A 17516-nucleotide genomic window follows, 5' to 3' on the forward strand; every position below is an offset into this window, starting at 1 on the left:
GTCCGATCGGCAGAGGGGCGAAGGCCCCGGCGCCGTGAATCGGCCGGGGGGCCATGAGCTCCCCGCGGGCGGTCTCATCGAAGCGCAGGACGAGGAGCAGCGCGCGGCCCTGATCGAGGCCGGGCGTCTGCTCTTCGCCCGCCCCTGCACCTTCTTCACCGCCGCCCAGGGCCTCGACCACCTCCCGCCCCCGGAAGGGATCGAAGTCGCGCTCGCCGGCCGTTCCAATGTCGGCAAATCCTCGCTGATGAACGCGCTGACGGGGCAGAAGGCGCTGGCCCGCGTCTCGGTCACGCCTGGCCGCACCAAGCAGCTCAACTTCTTCCATCTGGATGACGGCCGTCTGACCCTCGTGGACATGCCGGGCTATGGCTACGCCAAGGCCTCCAAATCCGTGAAGGAGGATTGGCAGGGGCTGATGTTCGACTACCTGCGCGGCCGCCCCAACCTCCGCCGCGTGCTGCTCCTGATGGACAGCCGCATCGAGACCAAATCCTCCGACACCGCCGTGATGGACTTGCTGGATCGCGCCGCCGTGCCCTTCCAGCTCGTGCTCACCAAGGCGGATGGCGTGAAGCCCGCGCAGCTCAAGACCCGCCAGGCCGAGATCCAGGCACTCGCCCGCAAGCATCCGGCCGGGCACCCGCTGATCCTCACCACGAGCAGCGAGACCGGCTTCGGCATGGAGGATCTCCGCGCCGAACTGGCCGCGCTCGCGGCTTGACGCATCGCGGCACGCGGCCGATAGCCGAGGCAAGAAATCGAGGACCAGCCCCATGGATGACGCCATCGCTCAGATGCAGACGATGATCGGCGCCCTGCCCTATCTGAAGCGCTATGATGACCAGATCGTCGTCGTGAAATACGGCGGCCATGCGATGGGCGAGGAGGAGACCGCGCTGCGCTTCGGCCGCGACATCGCGCTGCTGGAACAGGTCGGCGTGAACCCCGTCGTCGTCCATGGCGGCGGGCCGCAGATCAACGCCATGCTGGCCCGCCTCGGCGTGAAATCCACCTTCGTGCAGGGCCTGCGCGTGACCGACCAGCAGATGGTCGAGGTGGTCGAAATGGTCCTCTGCGGCACCGTCAACAAGCAGGTGGCGGAGAGCATCACCCGCGCCGGTGCGCTCGCCGTCGGCATCTCGGGCAAGGATGGCGGCCTCGTCACCGCGCGGCGCGCGACGCGCGTCGTGAAGAACCCGGAGACGAACCAGGAGGAGGTGCTCGACCTCGGCCTGGTGGGCGAGCCCGAGAGCGTGGACACCCGCGTGCTCGAACTCCTGATGGGCGCCGACATCGTCCCCGTCATCGCCCCCCTCGGCGTGGGCCGGGACGGCCAGACTTATAATATAAATGCCGACACCGTCTCCGGCGCGATCGCCGGTGCGCTGAAGGCGGAGCGCATGCTGATGCTGACGGACGTCGCCGGCGTGATGGACGCGAACAAGACGTTCATCCCCGAGATGACAGTGGCCGAGGCACGCGCCGGCATCGCCGCGGGCTGGATCGCGGGCGGCATGATCCCCAAGGTCGAGACCTGCATCTATGCGGTGGAACGCGGCGTGAAAGGCGCGGTCATCCTGGATGGCCGTGTTCCGCATGCCGTCCTGCGCGAACTCTTCACCGATGGTGGTGCGGGCACGCTGATCAAGCCCTGACGGCCGGCACGGCCCGGTCGGCATCCGCGCCCGGGTTCCCGGCAACGCCGCGCCGCCGCCCCCGTGCCCCCGGGGGAGCCACCGCCCCCCCCCCCGCGCCTCCGCGCCTCCGCGCCTCCGCGCGAGGGGCTGCAACATGCGCGGTGTTGTGTTAAGCAATTCCCGCATAGGTAGCATGGCCGGTTCCGGCCATGCCCCGCACGGGAAAAGGCAGCGCGTGGCAATCGGGCGCGAGGACAGCTCAGGCGAAGGGCGCGCGGCAGCGCAGGTCCGCCGTTGGTGGGTCGTTCCCGCGCGCGCCGTGCCGGCGCTCATCCTCGCCGCCAGCTTCATCATCCTCATGTCGCTCGCCATCAGCACGGCGCGCAATCTCTCGCGCGGAGAGGCGCTGGCCGTCTCAGGCGCCGAGGCGGCCATCTCGCGCGCCGTCGCCGTCGCGCAATCCGTGCTGGACCGTCATTTCCTCCAGGTGGACGGCCAGGTCTCGGGCCTCGCCGAATGGCTGGAGCACGGCTTCATCTCGCCCGACGACCCCCAGCGCGCGAGCCTGGCACTCGAGCAGCTTGCCGCCCACAGCTACACCCATCGCAACCTGATGCTGACCGATGCGCGGGGCGAGGTCTGGGCCTCGGCCATCGCCGCGCGGATCGGCCAGTCCCTGCCGCTGCCGCGGGGCGTGCTGGATGCGGCGACCTCGAGCGGCCCGGCCGTGCTGCACGGCCCTCTGCGCAACATGGAGACCGGCCTCTCCATGCTGCTGCTGCTCCGCCGCGTCGGCCAGGATGCCGAGGGGCGGCCGATCCTGGCCGTGGCCGAAATCCCGAACGCCATGGTCAGCGGCGTCCTCGCCCCCATGGTCAACCCGCCCGAGATGCGCGTGCGCCTCGAGAACCGGGAGGGGCTGGTGCTGGCGGCCGGCCCCGGCCAGACCTTCCTGGTCGGCCAGGTGCTCCGCGCGCCGGAGACCGAGCAGCGCGACGGCCGGGTGAGCCGCCGCGAGTCCCGGCAGGGCCAGGGCGACGTCTTCGCCGCGGCGCGGCCCGTCATGTTGCCCGGCCTCTACGCCGTGGTCAGCCTGCCCGAGGCTGCGGCGCTGGCCGGCTGGCCCCGGCTGCGGCTCAGCATCCTGGTGGGCTCGGGCATCGCCGCCCTGCTCGTCGTCGCGCTGGCGGCCGCCCTCTTCTTCGCCAGCTGGAACAGCCAGCGCGCCACGCGTGAGCGCGAGATGGCCGATTCCAGGCTGCGCGCGGCGATCGACAGCCTGCCGGACGGCTTCGTGCTCTGGGATGCCGAGGACCGGCTGGTGGTCTGCAACTCCCGCTACCGGGACATCCATGGGCCGGTGGCGCAGATGCTGGAGCCGGGCCTGCCCTTCATCGAGCTGGCGCGCGCCTGGGTGAAGGAGGACCTGCTGGCACCCCATGGCCGTTCGCCCGAGGCGATGGTGGAGGAACTCCTGACCCGCCACCGCACCGCGGCGGGCCAGCCCGAGCGGGAATTGCGGGACGGCCGCTGGCTGCGCATCGCGCCCCGCCGCATGTCCGATGGCGGGCTCGTCGTCGTCGTCACCGAGATCACCGAGCTGAAGCAGGCGATGGGCGCGCTGGCCGCCGCGCGCGACGCTGCCGACCAGGCGACGACCGCCAAATCCGCCCTGCTCGCCCATGTCAGCCATGAGCTGCGCACGCCGTTGGCGAGCCTGCTGCGCCTCGCCGACGCGCTGCAGCGCCAGGCCGGCCTCTCGGCCACCAACCGCCACCAGGCGGGCCTGGTGGGTGCGACGGCGCGTCACCTGCTGGCACTCGCCAATGAGGTGCTGGACCTGGCGGCGATGGAGGCGCAGAGCCTCACCCTCCACCCCGAGGTCGCGGCCACGCAGGAGATCTTCCTCGACGCCGTCGCCATGGTGCGCCCGCTCGCCGAGGCGAAGGACGTGGCGCTGCGCTTCACCTCGGACAGCCTGCCCTCCCATATGCGCGTGGACGCGACGCGCCTCAGGCAGATGGTGCTGAACCTGCTCTCCAACGCCGTGAAGTTCACGCCGGAAGGCAGCGAAGTGCGGCTCGCCGCCCGCGCAGAGCCCGGGCGCCCGCTCGACACCCTCGTCTTCGATGTCTCGGATCAGGGCGCCGGCGTGCCGGAGGCGGAGCGGGGGCGTCTGTTCCGCGACTTCACCCGCCTCGCCTCCAGCCTCCCCGAGGGCACGGGCCTCGGCCTGTCCATCACCGCGCGGCTGACGGCGCTGATGGGCGGGCGGATCACTTGCGCCGATGCGGAGCCCGGCCCCGGCGCCCGCTTCCGGATCGAGCTGCCGCTGCAGCCCGCCCCCGCCCCCGAGGCCGCGGCAGACCCCGCGCCACCTCGCCGCCTGCGCGTGCTGGCGGTGGACGACGCGCCCTCCAATCTCTCGGTGCTGCGCGCCCTGCTGGCGCAGAGCGAGATCGACCTCGAGACCGTGACGGAGGGCCGCGCGGCGCTGGAGGCGGTGGAGGTCGCAGCCCGCGAGGGACGGCCTTTCGACGTCGTGCTGATGGACGTGATGATGCCGGGCATGGACGGCAAGGAGACGACGCGGCGCCTGCGCGCCCTGCCGGGCACCATCGGCCGCATGCCCATCATCGCCGTCACCGCCAGCGCCTTCCCCGAGGACATCGCCGAGACGCGGGCGGCCGGGATGGACAGCCACGTCATCAAGCCGGTGGATCGCAACCTGCTGCTCAAGGCGCTCTCCGCCGCCACCGCCCTCCCCACCACGTCGGAGCCGGCGGCCGCGCCGGTGGAGGCGCTGCGGCCCATGCTCCTGGCCGAGCTCAACCTCCGCCTGACCCAGCTCGACATCGCGCTGCGCGAAGGAACGGCCGCCATTCCCATCGTGCATGCGCTGGCCGGCACCATCGGCCATCTCGGCGCGCCGCAGCAGGTGACGCGCACGCGCCGCGTGCTCCAGGCCCTGCGCGAGGAGGACCCGGCGGCGCTGAAGCTGGCCCGCGCCCTGCTCGATGAGCTGCGCTTCAGCTTCCCCGAAGCCACCGCCGCCGCCTGACGCGAAGCGCGCGACACACGAAAAAGGGCGGCCTCGCGGCCGCCCCATCGAAACCCACCGAAGAGCGGCAGCTCACCCCTGGCTGCGGCACTGGACCGCGGCGATGCGGCAGGTGGCGTGCCCATCGCGCGACCGGCACTCGGCCAGCGCGTCCCGCTCCGCCGCTTCGCGCGTCTCGCCGGTGCCGGCATGGGCCGAGAGCACCTCGAAGGTCGAGGCGTCGGAGGTCATCAGGAAGGCCGAACGATGCCGGCGCACCGCCTGGGCCACCGCGCCGCAGGAGGTGGTGAACTCGGCGACGATGCGGCAACCCGGGCCCGCCTGGGTGCAGCGCGCCTCGGCATTGCGGAAGGCGGCCAGCCGGTCGCGCTCGCCCACCACCAGGCCGAAGGCGGCCGAGGGGCTGCGCGCCGCGAAGATCACGCCATGGGTCGCCGGCGCCACCTGATGCACCACGAGCAGGCCCGCGGCCGGCGCCGGGTTGCGCTGCTGCTGCTGCGAATAGGCCTGGCCCGCGCCGCAGCGCACATGGCAGGCCTGGGCGGCGGAGGGATGCGCGCCCGGCCGCGCCGCCTGCTGCAGGCAATCAGCCCGGCACGCGGCGGAGAGATCGGCCTGCATGCGGCTCATCCGGTCCGGCTGGGCGCGGCTCGCGGCACCCGGCGCGGCGGCGGCGGGGCCCAGCGTGGCCAGGGAGAGGAGGGCGGTGAGGATCAGGCGGCGCATGGGGTGGTCTCCGGGAAGCGGTGCGTTTCGATGCCCCCAATCTGACGGCCCTCTGTCGCGGCAGGATCGCGCGCAGCGCCCCGCTTCGTCGCATCTGTCGCGCGGGACGGAGCCGCCGCGCGACAGACGCGACAGAAGCCGCGACGGAAGCATGACATAACCGCCCCATGCCCGATGACGCCTTCCCCATGGGCGCGCCCGACCATGATGTGGCGCTGCTCGACGCCCTCTTCGCCCTGCCCGACGCCGCCTTCCTCGACCTGGACGGAGAGGGCCGAATCCGCCGCCTCGCGCCCGGCTTCGCGAGCCTGCTGCGTGCCCCACCCGCCGCCCCGGGCGCGTCACTGGCCGATTGGCTGGAGGGGCTGCTGGCGGCCGGCCTCTTCGCCATGCCCCTGGCGCTGCCGCACCTGCTGGCGCCCTTCCAGGCACCGGCGGGCGGCACCGCCCGCTGGGCCCGCGCCGATGGTCGCGCGATGCACCTCACCGTCCAGGCGCTGCCGGGCGGCGGGCGCCTCGCCCGGCTCGCGCAGATCAGGGCCGACGAGGAGTCGGCGCATGAGCTGCTGCGCAGCGCCTATCTGCTGGAGAACGTGACCGATGCCGTCGTGCTGATGGACGCCGATGGCACCATCCTCGACAACTCCACCGGCCGCGGCGACCTGCTGGGCCTGCCGGACGAACTGGTGAAGCCCGGCCATACCCACCAGGACATCCTGCGCTTCATGCACCGGCGGGGCGATTACGGCTTCGAGCAGAGCGAGGACGAGTTCGTGGCCCAGCGCCGCGCCATGATCCTCGCCGCCGGCCGCTTCACCCTGCCGAGCCGCATGCCCGACGGCCGCTGGGCCGAATACAATTTCCGCCCGCTGCCCAATGGCGACCTCCTGATCCTGGTGCGTGACGTGACCGAGCTGCGCAACGCCCTGGCCGCGCTGGAGGCCGAGCGCGCCGAGCGCGAGGAGGAACGCCGCCGCGCCACGCTGCTGCTGGAGAGCACCGAGGACGCCATCCTGCTCTTCGATGCGAAGGGCGTGCTGCTCGAGACCTCGCGCAACGTGGATGACCTCTACGACCTGCCGCCCGAGCTCTTCGCGCGCGGTGCCACGCATGAGGGGCTGCTGCGCGCCGTCCATCGCCGCGGCGACCACGGCTTCGAGGAGACGGAGGAGCAGTTCGTCGGCCGCATCCGCCACGTCGTCTCCAAGCCCGGCCGCCGCCAGGTGGTGCGCGTGCTGCCAAATGGCCGCTGGGTCGAAGTCACGATGGACACGCGGCCAGACCTCTCGCTGCTCATCAATGTGCGCGACGTCACCGGGCTCAAGAAGGTGCAGCTCGCCCTCGAATCGGAGCAGCAGAAGCTGCGCCGCGTCATGGACAACATGCGCGACGGCGTCATGCTCTTCGACGACGAGCTCCGCTGGACCCTGGTCAGCGAGCCGATCAAGCGCTTCTTCGACCTGCCCGCGCATTACGGCGTGGGCACCAGCCTGCGCGAGGTGACGCGCTTCCAGACCCTGCGCGGCGATTTCGGCCCGGTGCCCGAGACGGAGGAGGCGCTGGCCGAGGCCATCGAAGGCCGCATCAGCGGCCTGCTCGACCCCGGCGGCCGGCGCTATGTCCGCAAGACGGCCAATGGCTACTGGCTCGACATCCGCATGCAGCCGCTGCCCGATGGCGGGCTGCTCGCCTTCTACCGCGACGTGACCCTGCTGAAGCAGCAGGAGGAGCAGGTGGAGGCCGAGCGGCATCTCCTGCTCGAGATCCTGAACGGCCTGGATGAGGCGGTGGTCCTGCTGGGGCCGGACCAGTCCATCCTCGCGAGCAATGCGCGCGGCTCGGACTTCCTGCCGGAACGGCCAGAGCTGCTGGCCCCTGGCGGCAGCATGCGCGAGGTGCTGCGCCACCTCCATCGCCGCGGCGAATACGGCACGGATCTCGACGAGGAGGCGCGCATCACCGAGCGCCTCGCCTTCATCACCGACCCCGCCGGCCAGCGCTACACCCGCCCCTCCACCGATGGGCGCTGGGTGGAGTTCCAGTACACGCCGCTCTCCGGCGGGCGCACGCTCATGCAGGCGCGCGACGTGACACCGCTGAAGCGCGGCGAGGCGGAGGTGGAGGAGCAGCGCGCCCTGCTGGCCGAGGTGCTGAACTCCATGGACGCCATGGTCGTCCTGCTCGATTCCACCTCGCGCGTCATCATGTCGAACGGGCGCGGGCGGAACCTGCTCGATATCCCGGCCGAGCTGGTGGATGAGGGCGGCTCGCTGCGCGAATCCATGCGCTACATGTACCGCCGCGGCGATTTCGGCTTCGACCAGCCGGAGGAGCATTGGGTGGATGGCCGCGTGAACGCCGTCCTCGCCGGCAAGCCCGTGCGCTTCACCCGCCCCGCGCCGGGCGATCGCTGGCTCGAATTCAGCTACAGCCCGATCGGCAAGGGCCGCATCATCGCGCAAGGCCGCGACGTGACGGCGCTCAAGGCCAGCGAACAGGCGGCGATCGCGGCGAAGGAGGCGGCGGAGGCGGCAGCACTCGCCAAGTCCAGCTTCCTCGCCGCCATGAGCCACGAGATCCGCACGCCGATGAACGGCGTGCTCGGCATGCTCGAAGTGCTCGGCCGCTCCGAGCTGAAGCCCGAGCAGGCGCGCAGCGTCACCGTGATGCGCGAGAGTGCCCATTCCCTGCTGCGCATCATCGACGACGTGCTGGACTTCTCGAAGATCGAGGCCGGGCGGCTCGATGTGGAGAGCATGCCCTTCAGCCTGCGCGCCATGGTGGAAGGCACGATCGAGACGCTGACCCCCGAAGCGAAGCGCCGTGGCCTCGCCCTCTTCGCCGATGCCCAGGGCCCGGGACCGGACTGGCTCGAGGGGGACCCGACGCGCGTGCGGCAGATCCTCTTCAACCTGGTCGGCAATGCGCTGAAATTCACCGAGCGCGGCTTCGTGCGCATCTCGGCCCAGGCGGAGGCGCAGGCCAAGGGTGCCCTGCTGACGCTGATCGTGGAGGATAGCGGCCTCGGCATGGACGAGCCGACGCTCGCGCGCCTCTTCCAGCCCTTCACCCAGGCCGACAGCTCCACCACGCGGCGCTTCGGCGGCACGGGCCTCGGCCTCTCCATCGTCCGCCGCCTGGCCGAGCTCATGGGCGGCGAGGTGCGTGCCGAGAGCCAGCCCGGTCGCGGCAGCCGCTTTACGGTCACGCTGCTTCTCGGCATCGCGGCCGCGCCCGAGGTGCTGAGCGCCATTGCCCGCAGCGCGGCCCCCGCGCCCGCCCCCACGCCCGGGGGCGCGGGCGGCGTGCTGGTGGTGGATGACCACCCGGTCAACCGCGAGGTGATGCTGCGCCAGCTTGAGCTGCTCGGCCTCACCGCGCAGACGGCGGTGGACGGCGCGGATGCCCTGGCCCGCTGGCGGGAGGAGCGGCAATCCATCGTGCTGCTCGACATCCACATGCCGGTGATGGACGGCTTCGAGCTGGCGCGCGCCATCCGCGCCGAGGAGCAGCGCGCGGGGCTCTCGCGCACCACGCTCATCGCCGTCACCGCCAATGCGCTGAAGGGCGAGGCGGAGCGCTGCTACGCGGCTGGCATGGACGGCTTCCTGGCCAAGCCGCTGCACCTCGATGGCCTCTCCCGCGCGCTCTCGCGCTTCGTGCCGGCGCTGACGACCGAAGGCGCCGCGCAGGGCGGCGCGCTGTTTGACCCCGAGGCGCTGCGCGGCCTCTTCGGCCAGGATCGCGCGCGGCTTTCCAGCATCCTGGAGAGCTTCGCCGAGCAGGCGCGCCACGACATCTCGGCGATGCAGGGCGCGGAGACGGCCGCACTTGGCCAGGCGGCGCATCGCCTGAAGGGTGCCGCCCGCATGGTGGGCGCCCGCCTCTTGGCCGAGCAGGCCCAGGCGGTGGAAAGCGCGGTGAAGGCCGGGGAGGAGGAGACGGCCCGCGCCGCCGCCGCGACACTGGAGCGCCTGCTGGGCGAGACGCTGGAGGTGGCGCGCCCGCTGCTCGACGCCACCTAGCAGGCTGCTGAAAAACTCCGCGGTGGGACCGAGGGGCCAGCCCCTCGGACACCCCGGCAAGAACCTCAGCTTCTTGCATCTCCGATAAGTATTTGATTTAATTTAACAATTGAAGATCCAAGAAACTGAGTTTCTTGGCGGGAGAGTACGAGAGGGCGGAGCCCTTTCGTCTTTTGGCCTTTTTCAGCAGCCGGGCTAGAGCCTTTTCCGTTCACCTCGGCTCGCTGCAAAGGCTCCAGGCATCTGTATTCGCCAGCATCTTCACCCGATCAGATGACGCCATCTGATCGGGATCTGCTCTGGAGTCTGATCGCCTTTGGTGCGTTCACCGACGCGGTGAACCATCCTCTCGGCACGGGGCTGGCGCGTGCGGGCTGAACGCCGGTGAAGGCTGAGCGCCCCGGGCGGGCTCCGGCTCAGAGCGCCGCCGCGGCTTCCATCACCTGCGCGGCATGCGCCTCGGGCTTCACCTTGCGCCAGATCGCCTTGATCTTGCCGTCGGCGCCGACGAGGAAGCTCGTGCGCTCCATCCCCATGTACTTCTTGCCGTACATGCTCTTCTCGACCCAGGTGCCATAGGCCGTCGCCACCTTCTGGTCGGCGTCGCTGGCGAGCGGGAAGGTCAGGCTGTACTTCGCCGCGAATTTCTCGATGGGCGGCATGGCGTCGGGGCTGATGCCGATCACCTCGAGCCCGATCTTGCCCAGTTGCGGCAGCGCCTCCTGGATGCCGCAGGCCTGCTTGGTGCAGCCGGGCGTATCCGCCTTCGGGTAGAAATAGAGCAGATAGGGCTTGCCCTTCAGATCCTTGGAACTGACGGTCCGCCCGCCCGAGGCCGGCATGCTGAAGGCCGGCGCCTTGGCGCCGACGGCGAGTTCGCTCATGCGATCATTCCCTTGCTGCTGCTGCCCTGGAAGATGCGTCGCTGACGCGCCGCTTCAAGCACCCGGCCGCGTCTGATCGTCCTTGGTGGGATCACCAGGAACGTGAATCAGCCGCCCAGCATGCGGCGCAGTTTCCGCACCGCGCTGCCCGGTGTGGAAAACACCGGCTTGCCCGTCGCCTGCTCCACCATCGGCGCCACATGCGCCAGGCTGAACTGGCCAAGCGCGATGGCATCGCAATCGGCAAGGCGGCGCGAAGCCTCGACGGCCAGCCGATCATGCTCCGCCACATTCCCCGCATCGAGCGCGGCGAGCGCGCCCTCGGCGAGGCAGGGCACCACCTCGATGCCGGCCGGGAATTCCGGCGGCATGGAAGTCAGCGTGCCCGGGAAGGTCGCGAGCAGCCCCACGCGCTTCGCACCCGAGGCCAGGATCTCCTCGATCATCGCCTCATTGGGCTTGAGCACCGGCATGGACGCATGATCCGCCGCCACCGCCTCGATGCAGGGCCCGAAGGCCGAGCAGGTGAAGAGGATGGCGTCCGAGCCCGTGCCCGCGGCATAGCGCCCCAGCGTGCGGAAGCGCTCGGTCATCCCGGGCGTCAGCTTGCCTTCGCGGGCGAGATCGGCCGAGAGGCTGTCATCCATCAGGTTCATCAGCGTCTGGCCGGGCCAGAGCGCGGCGAAGGCGGCCTCGATGGGTGGCGGCGAATGCCGCAGCGCATGGATCAGGGTGATGCGGGCCATGCTCAGCTCGTCTTGCAGCGGCGCAGCGCGCCGGGGAATTCCACGCAGCCCGGCAGCAGCACCTCATCCGGCCCGCGGCGGGAGACGCGCAGCAGGTTCGGGTTGCCGTCGCAGCCGAAGCCGATCTCGGGCATCGGGCGGCCGGGCACGGGAACCAGGCGGAATTCCAGCCCGTCCGGCGTCACCGCCACCGTCTCGATGGCGCGCTGGCGATAGGCGTAGTCCAGGCTGGAGACGCGCATGATGAGGTCCCGCATCACGATCAGCGCGACATTGCCGAAGCAGCCCGGGCCTTCCGTGTCCACCGCCGGGAAGATGCCGCCGGTCCAGCTGCCGAACATCCATTCATGCGGCGGCCCCTGGCGCGGCTGGGCGAGCGCGGGGGTGATGATGGCGGGCGTGGCCAGAAGGCCGGTCAGGCCCGGCAGGAAGGAACGGCGGCGCAGCATGATGGCTCCCGGAGAAATGCCTCAACCCGTTGTAGCGGCTCGCGGCGGCGGCGTCATTCCCGGTGCTTTCGGACCCGGATCAACGGCCTTGGGCCCATCCTGGACGGGGATGTGCATGAGTGCCGCGAAGGCGGCGGCCGCGATGCAGATGCTCCACATCAGGTCGTAGCTCCCCGTGCGGTCGAAGATCCATCCGCCGAGCCAGGCGCCGGCGAAGCCGCCCAGCTGATGGCCGACATAGACGAGGCCGAACATGGTGGCCAACCAGCGCGTGCCGAAATTGCGCGCCATCAGCGCCACGGTGGGCGGGATGGTGGAGAGCCAGAGGATGCCCATGACCGCCGAGAAGATGAGCACATTCGTCGTCGTCTTGTCGGCCAGGAGGAAGAGCGTCATCAGCACGCCGCGCCCGGCATAGATGATGATCAGCAACTCCCGCCGCTTCCAGCGCTGCGACAATTCGCCCGAGATGAGCGACCCCGCCACGTTGAACAGCCCGATCAGCGCGATGGCCGCCGCACCCACGCTGGCCGGCAGATGGCAGCTCGCCACGAAGCCCGGCAGATGGACGGCGAGGAAGCTCACATGCAGCCCGCAGACCGAGAAGCCGAAGAAGATGTACCAGAAGGTGGGCGTCCTCAGGCCAAGCTTCAGCGCCTGCATCGCCGTCTGGTCATCCTGCCCCGGCTTGGGCGGGGCCGGGCGGCCATCGAGCGGCATGGCCAGCGGGATCATCAGCAGCGCCGCACCCGCCAGCAGGAAGAGCGCGCCCTCCCAGCCGGCCAGGTTGATGCCGAGCTGCGCCAGCGGCACCACCGCGAATTGCCCGAAGCTGGAGCCCGCCGTACCCAGACCGACGGCGCGGCCGCGCAGGTTCTCCGGCAGGAGGCGCGTCAGGCTCGCATTGATGACGGGCATGCCGGCGGCCGAGACCGCGATGCCCATGACGATGCCGGCGAAGAAGGTGAACATCGGCAGGCCCTGGCTCAGCGCCATGCCCAGGATGCCGATGGAATAGAGCGCGGCGCCGCCCATCACCACGGTCCGCCCGCCGATGCGATCCGCCACCTGGCCCACCAGCGGCTGGGCGAAGCCGTTCAGCAGCACCTGAAGCGCGATGGCGAAGGCGAAACCCGAGCTGGACCAGCCGAGCGTCGTGGTCATCGGCGCGAGGAAGAGACCGAAGCTCTGGCGCAGCCCGGTCGCCAGCGCAGCGCAGAGGACAGCCCCCGCGATGAGCAGGGTGGCGCCGCGCGGATGGGCGAGCATGGGGGTGACCTCCTGGACAGAGTGTCAGTGTTTCACGCCCCCATATGCCGCGGCAAACGCGCCCCACGCATGGCGGGGCGCGATTTCATGCAACCTACGCGGCCCTCCGGCTATAGGCCGCGTCCATCATCACATCGGCCAGCACGGCGAAGGCCTCGGCCCAGGCATCCTCCACCTCGGGCGTGAAGCCCTCGCCCAGGCCCTGGCGCAGCGTCCAGAGCAGGGCGGCCCCGACGCTGGCGTAATGGTGACGCTCCACGCCATAGCCCACATGGCGGCGGGCCATGTCGCGCAGCTTGGGGATCAGCACATCCGGCCGCTCCAGCGAGGAGACGGCCATGGCGAGCGCCTGCATGAGCTTGCTCCCCTGCGCCGCCATGTCGGTCTGGGCAAAGAGGGGGCGGGTGCTGGGGTCGATCTCCATGAGCCGCTGGTAGAACAGGGCTGCGGCGGGCCCGGCGATGGGCAGCACGCGGTCGAAGCTGCTGCGGAGCAGGGCGATGCGGTGCATTTCCATGGTCTCGTTCTCCTTTGCGAACAAGACCACGCTAGGCCCCCATCATGTCCGGATGATCGTGCGATCATGGCGAAATTGTCGCGTCTGTCGCGCCGGCGGCGTTGCGCGGGGGCGGCGCCCGCGCTACCGCCCCGGCCCATGTGCCCGCCTATGTCCCTCTCCACCGCCGATTTCGACTACGCGCTGCCCGAGGCATTGGTGGCGCAGGAACCCATCCGCCCGCGCGACGCGGCGCGGCTGCTCGTCGTCCGCCCCGACGCGCTGGAGGATCGCGGCGTGCGTGATCTGCCCGCCCTGCTCCAGCCCGGCGACGTGATGGTGGTGAACGACACGCAGGTGATCCCCGCCCGCCTGCATGCCCGCCGTGGCGAGGCGAAGATCGAGGTGATGCTGAACCGCGCCGAGGGCGATGGCACCTGGCACGCGCTGATCCGCAACGCGCGCCGCATCCGCCCGGGCGATACGCTCACCATCGAGGGCAGCGACCTGACCGCGCGGGTCGTCGCGAAATTCGAGGGCGGCAGCGCCCGCCTCGATTTCGGCAGCGATCCCGAAAAGCTCGCCGCCGCCCTGGACCAGGCGGGCGAGATGCCCCTCCCTCCCTATATCCACCGCGAAGCCCCGCGCGGCGAGGATCGCGCCGATTACCAGACCATCTTCGCGGCCCGCCCCGGCGCCGTCGCCGCGCCCACCGCCAGCCTGCATTTCACACCGGCGATCCTGGCCGCCCTCGAAGCCCGCGGCGTGCAGCGCGCGACGGTGACGCTGCATGTGGGCGCCGGCACCTTCCTGCCGGTGCGCGATGGCGATCCGCGCGCGCACAAGCTCCACCACGAATGGTGCGAACTCTCGCCCGAGGCGGCGGCCATCATCAACGCGGCCCGCGCCGAGGGGCGGCGCATCCTCTGCTGCGGCACCACCGCGCTGCGCCTGCTGGAAACCGCGGCCATGGGCATCACCGACCGGCGCGCGCCCATCCCGCCCTTCCGCGGCCTCACCGATCTCTACATCCTGCCCGGCTTCGAGTTCCGGGCGGCGGATCTGCTGATGACCAACTTCCACCTGCCGAAATCCACGCTGCTCATGCTCGTCTCCGCCTTCGCCGGCCAGGCGCGCATGAAGGCCGCCTATGAGCATGCGGTGCGCGAGCGCTACCGCTTCTTCTCCTATGGCGACGCCTCCCTTCTGGAACGCGCGCCATGACGCTGCACTGGACGCACAGCGCCACCGATGGCCGCGCCCGCGCCGGCACGCTGCACACCGCGCATGGCGAGGTGCCCACGCCCGTCTTCATGCCCGTCGGCACCGCCGGCACGGTGAAGGCGATGACGGCGGACGCGGTGCGCTCCACGGGTGCCCGCATGGTGCTCGGCAACACCTATCACCTCATGCTGCGCCCCACGGCCGAGCGCGTGGCGCGCCTCGGTGGCCTGCACCGCTTCATGGACTGGCACGGCCCGATCCTGACCGATTCCGGCGGCTTCCAGGTGATGAGCCTCGCGGGCCTCCGAAAGATGGACGCGGATGGCGTCACCTTCCAATCCCATGTGGATGGCTCCAAGCATCGCCTGACGCCCGAGCGCAGCATCGAGATCCAGCACCTGCTGGGCGCCGATGTCACCATGTCCTTCGACGAATGCACGCCCTTCCCCGCGACGCATGAGCAGGCGGCCTCCTCCATGCGGCTTTCCATGCGCTGGGCGGCGCGCGGGCGCAAAGCCTTCGTGGAACGCCCGGGCCATGGCCTCTTCGGCATCGTCCAGGGCAGCACCTTCGAGGATCTGCGCGCCGAGAGCGTGGCCGCGCTCACCGAGATCGGCTTCGAGGGCTACGCCATCGGCGGCCTCGCGGTGGGCGAGGGCCAGGAGGCGATGTTCGCCACCCTCGACTTCACCACGCCCATGCTGCCCACCACGCATGCGCGCTACCTGATGGGCGTGGGCAAGCCGTCGGACCTGCTGGGCGCCGTCCGCCGCGGCGTGGACATGTTCGACTGCGTGATCCCCACGCGCTCCGGCCGCATGGGCCGTGCCTATACCTCGCGCGGGCAGCTCAACCTGCGCAACGCGAAATACGCCGAGGATGACCGCCCGCTCGACCCCGACTGCACCTGCCCGGCTTGCCGCAACCACAGCCGCGCCTACATCCATCACCTGTTGAAGTGCGAGGAGATGCTGGGGCCGATGCTCCTCTCCTGGCACAACATCCACTACTACCAGGCGCTGATGGCCCGCATGCGGAACGCCATCCTGGCCGGCCGCTTCGAGGCGGAGGCGGCGCTCATCGAGAACGACTGGACCAAGGACGGCGAAGCATGACCGCCAAGACCGAAACCGCCGGCCTGACGATGCTGGGCGCGCACACCGCGATGCCCGCCAACCCCGATGAGGCGGTGCTGGAGCGCGTGCCCAACCCGCATCGCGACATGGCCTACTGCATCCGCTTCACCGCGCCCGAATTCACCTCGCTCTGCCCGCTGACGGGCCAGCCGGATTTCGCGCATCTCGTGCTGGACTATGTCCCGCGCGACTGGATCGTGGAGAGCAAGTCGCTCAAGCTCTTCCTCGGCAGCTTCCGCAACCACGGCGCCTTCCACGAGGCCTGCACGCTCGACATCGCGCGCCGGCTGATCACGCTGCTGGAGCCGGTGTGGCTGCGCATCGGCGGCTATTGGTATCCGCGCGGCGGGATCCCGATCGACGTCTTCCACCAGACCGGCGCGCCGCCCGAGGGTGTGTGGATTCCCGCGCAGGACGTGCCGGGCTATCGCGGCCGCGGGTGATAGCCGAGGCCGATCGGCCTGATCGTGGCCGCCGTCTTGCCCGTCGGCCGCAGGATTGGTGAAGCTGGCCGCGCCCCTGAAGGAACAGCCCCATGCGTCGCCTCTGCGTCCTGGCCCTCCTCGCGATCGGCGCGCCGGCCGCGGCGCAGCCCAGCTTCTCGCCCGCCCCGGGGCCGGCCTACCCGAACACGATCTGCGTCGTGAACAGCGTACCGGATGAGTTCTGGGCGGCCTTCGACACCCTCGCCCCGGGCCAGAACTGGGCGCCGGCCGTGGCGCTCAGGATCATCGGGCCGATGGCGCCCCAATGCATGTCCTTCGCCCCGGGGATCGCGGTCCGCCTGCGGGTGACGGTGGCGGTGCGTGCGGGCTCCGGGGCTTCCAGCTTCAACACGGTCTGCGTGCAGGTGCTGCAGCCGGCCCGCAGCGCGACGGTGAACATCACGGGCGCCCCGCAAGCAGCGGCCTGTTCCTTGTCCTAGCAGGCTGCTGAAAAACTCCGCTGTGGGACCGAGGGGCCAGCCCCTCGGACACCCCGGCAAGAACCTCAGCTTCTTGCATCTCCGATAAGTATTTGATTTAATTTAACAATTGAAGATCCAAGAAACTGAGTTTCTTGGCGGGAGAGTACGAGAGGGCGGAGCCCTTTCGTCTTTTGGCCTTTTTCAGCAGCCTGCCAGGGCGGGCGGCTCAGCCGCCCGACGCCCGGCGATAGGCGTTCTCCACCTCGCTGATCAGCGCCTGGGATTGGCCCAGGACCAGCCCCTCCGGGCCGGGTGCCGCCAGCCCCTCGCGCGCCAGCGCGCCCAGGATGCGCGTCACCACCTCGCGCCGCGTGCCGATCCGCGCGGCCAGCTCGTGATGCGGGCGCGCGGGTGCGACGACCAGCCCCCCGCCCTCGGCCGGCCGGCTCATGCGCAGCAGCAGCGCGATCAGGCGCGGCCGGACGGGCAGCAGCATCAGCTCCATCAGCCGCGCCTCCCGCTCGCGCAATTGTGCGGCGAGCATCCGCATCACCTCATGCGAGGCTTCGGGCGTGGACAGCGCCGCCGCCAGGAAGGACGCCGCCGGCACCACGCAGACCCGCGCCGGCGTCAGCGCGACGAGGCCCAGCGTCGAAGGCCCGCCATCCAGCGCCGCCGCCTCGCCGAAGAACTCGCCATGGCGCAGCTCGTTCAGGATGATCTCGCGCCCCGCGGCGCCGTGCAGGATGATCCGCGCCACGCCGTCGGCGATGAAGACCACCTCCCGCGCGGGGGCGCCCGGCTCCACCAGCACCTCCCCCGGCTCGGCCTGCCGCCAATGGGCGGCGGCGGCGAGGGCGGCCAGCGCCTCGGCCGTCAGGGGCCGGAAAAGGGGGAAACGGGCCAGATCATCCATGCGGCGGACCTCATCGGAGGAAGGTGTCCAGGCCAGT

At 70.7% G+C, this 17516-nt stretch carries 15 protein-coding genes; 8 read left to right on the forward strand and 7 right to left on the reverse strand.

The features are described 5' to 3' along the window. Positions 1–76 precede the first annotated feature (76 nt). From yihA to KTR66_RS25320, 3 genes are all read left to right on the forward strand, one after another. Positions 77–724 carry a ribosome biogenesis GTP-binding protein YihA/YsxC gene (gene yihA, locus KTR66_RS17960; RefSeq protein ID WP_371819163.1) on the forward strand — a complete coding sequence of 216 codons (648 nt, stop codon included), beginning with the start codon at positions 77–79 and terminating at the stop codon, positions 722–724. A 52-nt stretch (positions 725–776) separates the two neighbouring features. Continuing rightward, a complete protein-coding gene (gene argB, locus KTR66_RS17965; RefSeq protein ID WP_213614939.1) occupies positions 777–1658 on the forward strand; it encodes an acetylglutamate kinase in 882 nt (293 codons plus the stop codon). A 217-nt stretch (positions 1659–1875) separates the two neighbouring features. Next, positions 1876–4701 carry an ATP-binding protein gene (locus tag KTR66_RS25320; protein ID WP_213614941.1) on the forward strand — a complete coding sequence of 942 codons (2826 nt, stop codon included), beginning with the start codon at positions 1876–1878 and terminating at the stop codon, positions 4699–4701. A gap of 72 nt (positions 4702–4773) precedes the next feature. On the opposite strand, the gene KTR66_RS17975 is transcribed toward KTR66_RS25320, so the two are convergent. Next, positions 4774–5427 carry a DUF4189 domain-containing protein gene (locus KTR66_RS17975; protein ID WP_213614943.1) on the reverse strand — a complete coding sequence of 218 codons (654 nt, stop codon included), beginning with the start codon at positions 5425–5427 and terminating at the stop codon, positions 4774–4776. A gap of 167 nt (positions 5428–5594) precedes the next feature. On the opposite strand from KTR66_RS17975, the gene KTR66_RS17980 reads away from it, so the two are divergent. Continuing rightward, entirely contained in the window at positions 5595–9452 is a 3858-nt protein-coding gene (locus KTR66_RS17980) for a PAS-domain containing protein (RefSeq protein ID WP_213614945.1), read from the forward strand. A 416-nt stretch (positions 9453–9868) separates the two neighbouring features. Here KTR66_RS17980 and bcp read toward each other — a convergent pair whose 3' ends face one another. The 5 genes from bcp to KTR66_RS18005 all read right to left on the reverse strand — a co-directional run bounded on the left by bcp (position 9869) and on the right by KTR66_RS18005 (position 13317). After that, positions 9869–10336, reverse strand: a complete 468-nt coding sequence (bcp, locus tag KTR66_RS17985; protein ID WP_213614947.1) for a thioredoxin-dependent thiol peroxidase — start codon at positions 10334–10336, stop codon at positions 9869–9871. Positions 10337–10443: 107 nt separating this feature from the next. Beyond that, complete coding sequence (locus KTR66_RS17990; RefSeq protein WP_213614949.1) at positions 10444–11082, reverse strand: aspartate/glutamate racemase family protein; 639 nt, start codon at positions 11080–11082, stop codon at positions 10444–10446. A 2-nt stretch (positions 11083–11084) separates the two neighbouring features. Continuing rightward, positions 11085–11531 carry a hypothetical protein gene (locus tag KTR66_RS17995; RefSeq protein WP_213614951.1) on the reverse strand — a complete coding sequence of 149 codons (447 nt, stop codon included), beginning with the start codon at positions 11529–11531 and terminating at the stop codon, positions 11085–11087. Between the two features lie 21 nt (positions 11532–11552). Further along, a complete protein-coding gene (locus KTR66_RS18000; RefSeq protein WP_213614953.1) occupies positions 11553–12800 on the reverse strand; it encodes an MFS transporter in 1248 nt (415 codons plus the stop codon). A 94-nt stretch (positions 12801–12894) separates the two neighbouring features. Further along, on the reverse strand, positions 12895–13317 hold the full coding sequence (locus KTR66_RS18005) for a globin family protein (protein WP_213614955.1): 423 nt from the start codon (positions 13315–13317) through the stop codon (positions 12895–12897). A gap of 150 nt (positions 13318–13467) precedes the next feature. On the opposite strand from KTR66_RS18005, the gene queA reads away from it, so the two are divergent. The 4 genes from queA to KTR66_RS18025 all read left to right on the forward strand — a co-directional run bounded on the left by queA (position 13468) and on the right by KTR66_RS18025 (position 16581). Further along, positions 13468–14520, forward strand: coding sequence for a tRNA preQ1(34) S-adenosylmethionine ribosyltransferase-isomerase QueA (gene queA, locus KTR66_RS18010; RefSeq protein ID WP_213614957.1), 1053 nt, complete (start codon positions 13468–13470; stop codon positions 14518–14520). Then, positions 14517–15635: a tRNA guanosine(34) transglycosylase Tgt gene (tgt, locus tag KTR66_RS18015; protein WP_213614959.1), complete on the forward strand. Its 1119-nt coding sequence runs from the start codon at positions 14517–14519 to the stop codon at positions 15633–15635. The genes queA and tgt overlap by 4 nt, the downstream gene beginning before the upstream one ends. Next, the gene (gene queF, locus KTR66_RS18020) at positions 15632–16099 is read left to right on the forward strand and encodes a preQ(1) synthase (protein ID WP_213614961.1); all 468 of its coding nucleotides are present in this window, start codon (positions 15632–15634) and stop codon (positions 16097–16099) included. Before tgt ends, queF begins: the two co-directional genes overlap by 4 nt. Before the next feature lie 92 nt (positions 16100–16191). Beyond that, positions 16192–16581, forward strand: a complete 390-nt coding sequence (locus KTR66_RS18025) for a hypothetical protein (protein WP_213614963.1) — start codon at positions 16192–16194, stop codon at positions 16579–16581. A gap of 208 nt (positions 16582–16789) precedes the next feature. On the opposite strand, the gene KTR66_RS18030 is transcribed toward KTR66_RS18025, so the two are convergent. Further along, positions 16790–17479, reverse strand: a complete 690-nt coding sequence (locus tag KTR66_RS18030; protein WP_213614965.1) for a Crp/Fnr family transcriptional regulator — start codon at positions 17477–17479, stop codon at positions 16790–16792. Positions 17480–17516: the final 37 nt, after the last annotated feature.

Source organism: Roseococcus sp. SDR, from assembly GCF_019083995.1.
Lineage (GTDB): Bacteria > Pseudomonadota > Alphaproteobacteria > Acetobacterales > Acetobacteraceae > Roseococcus.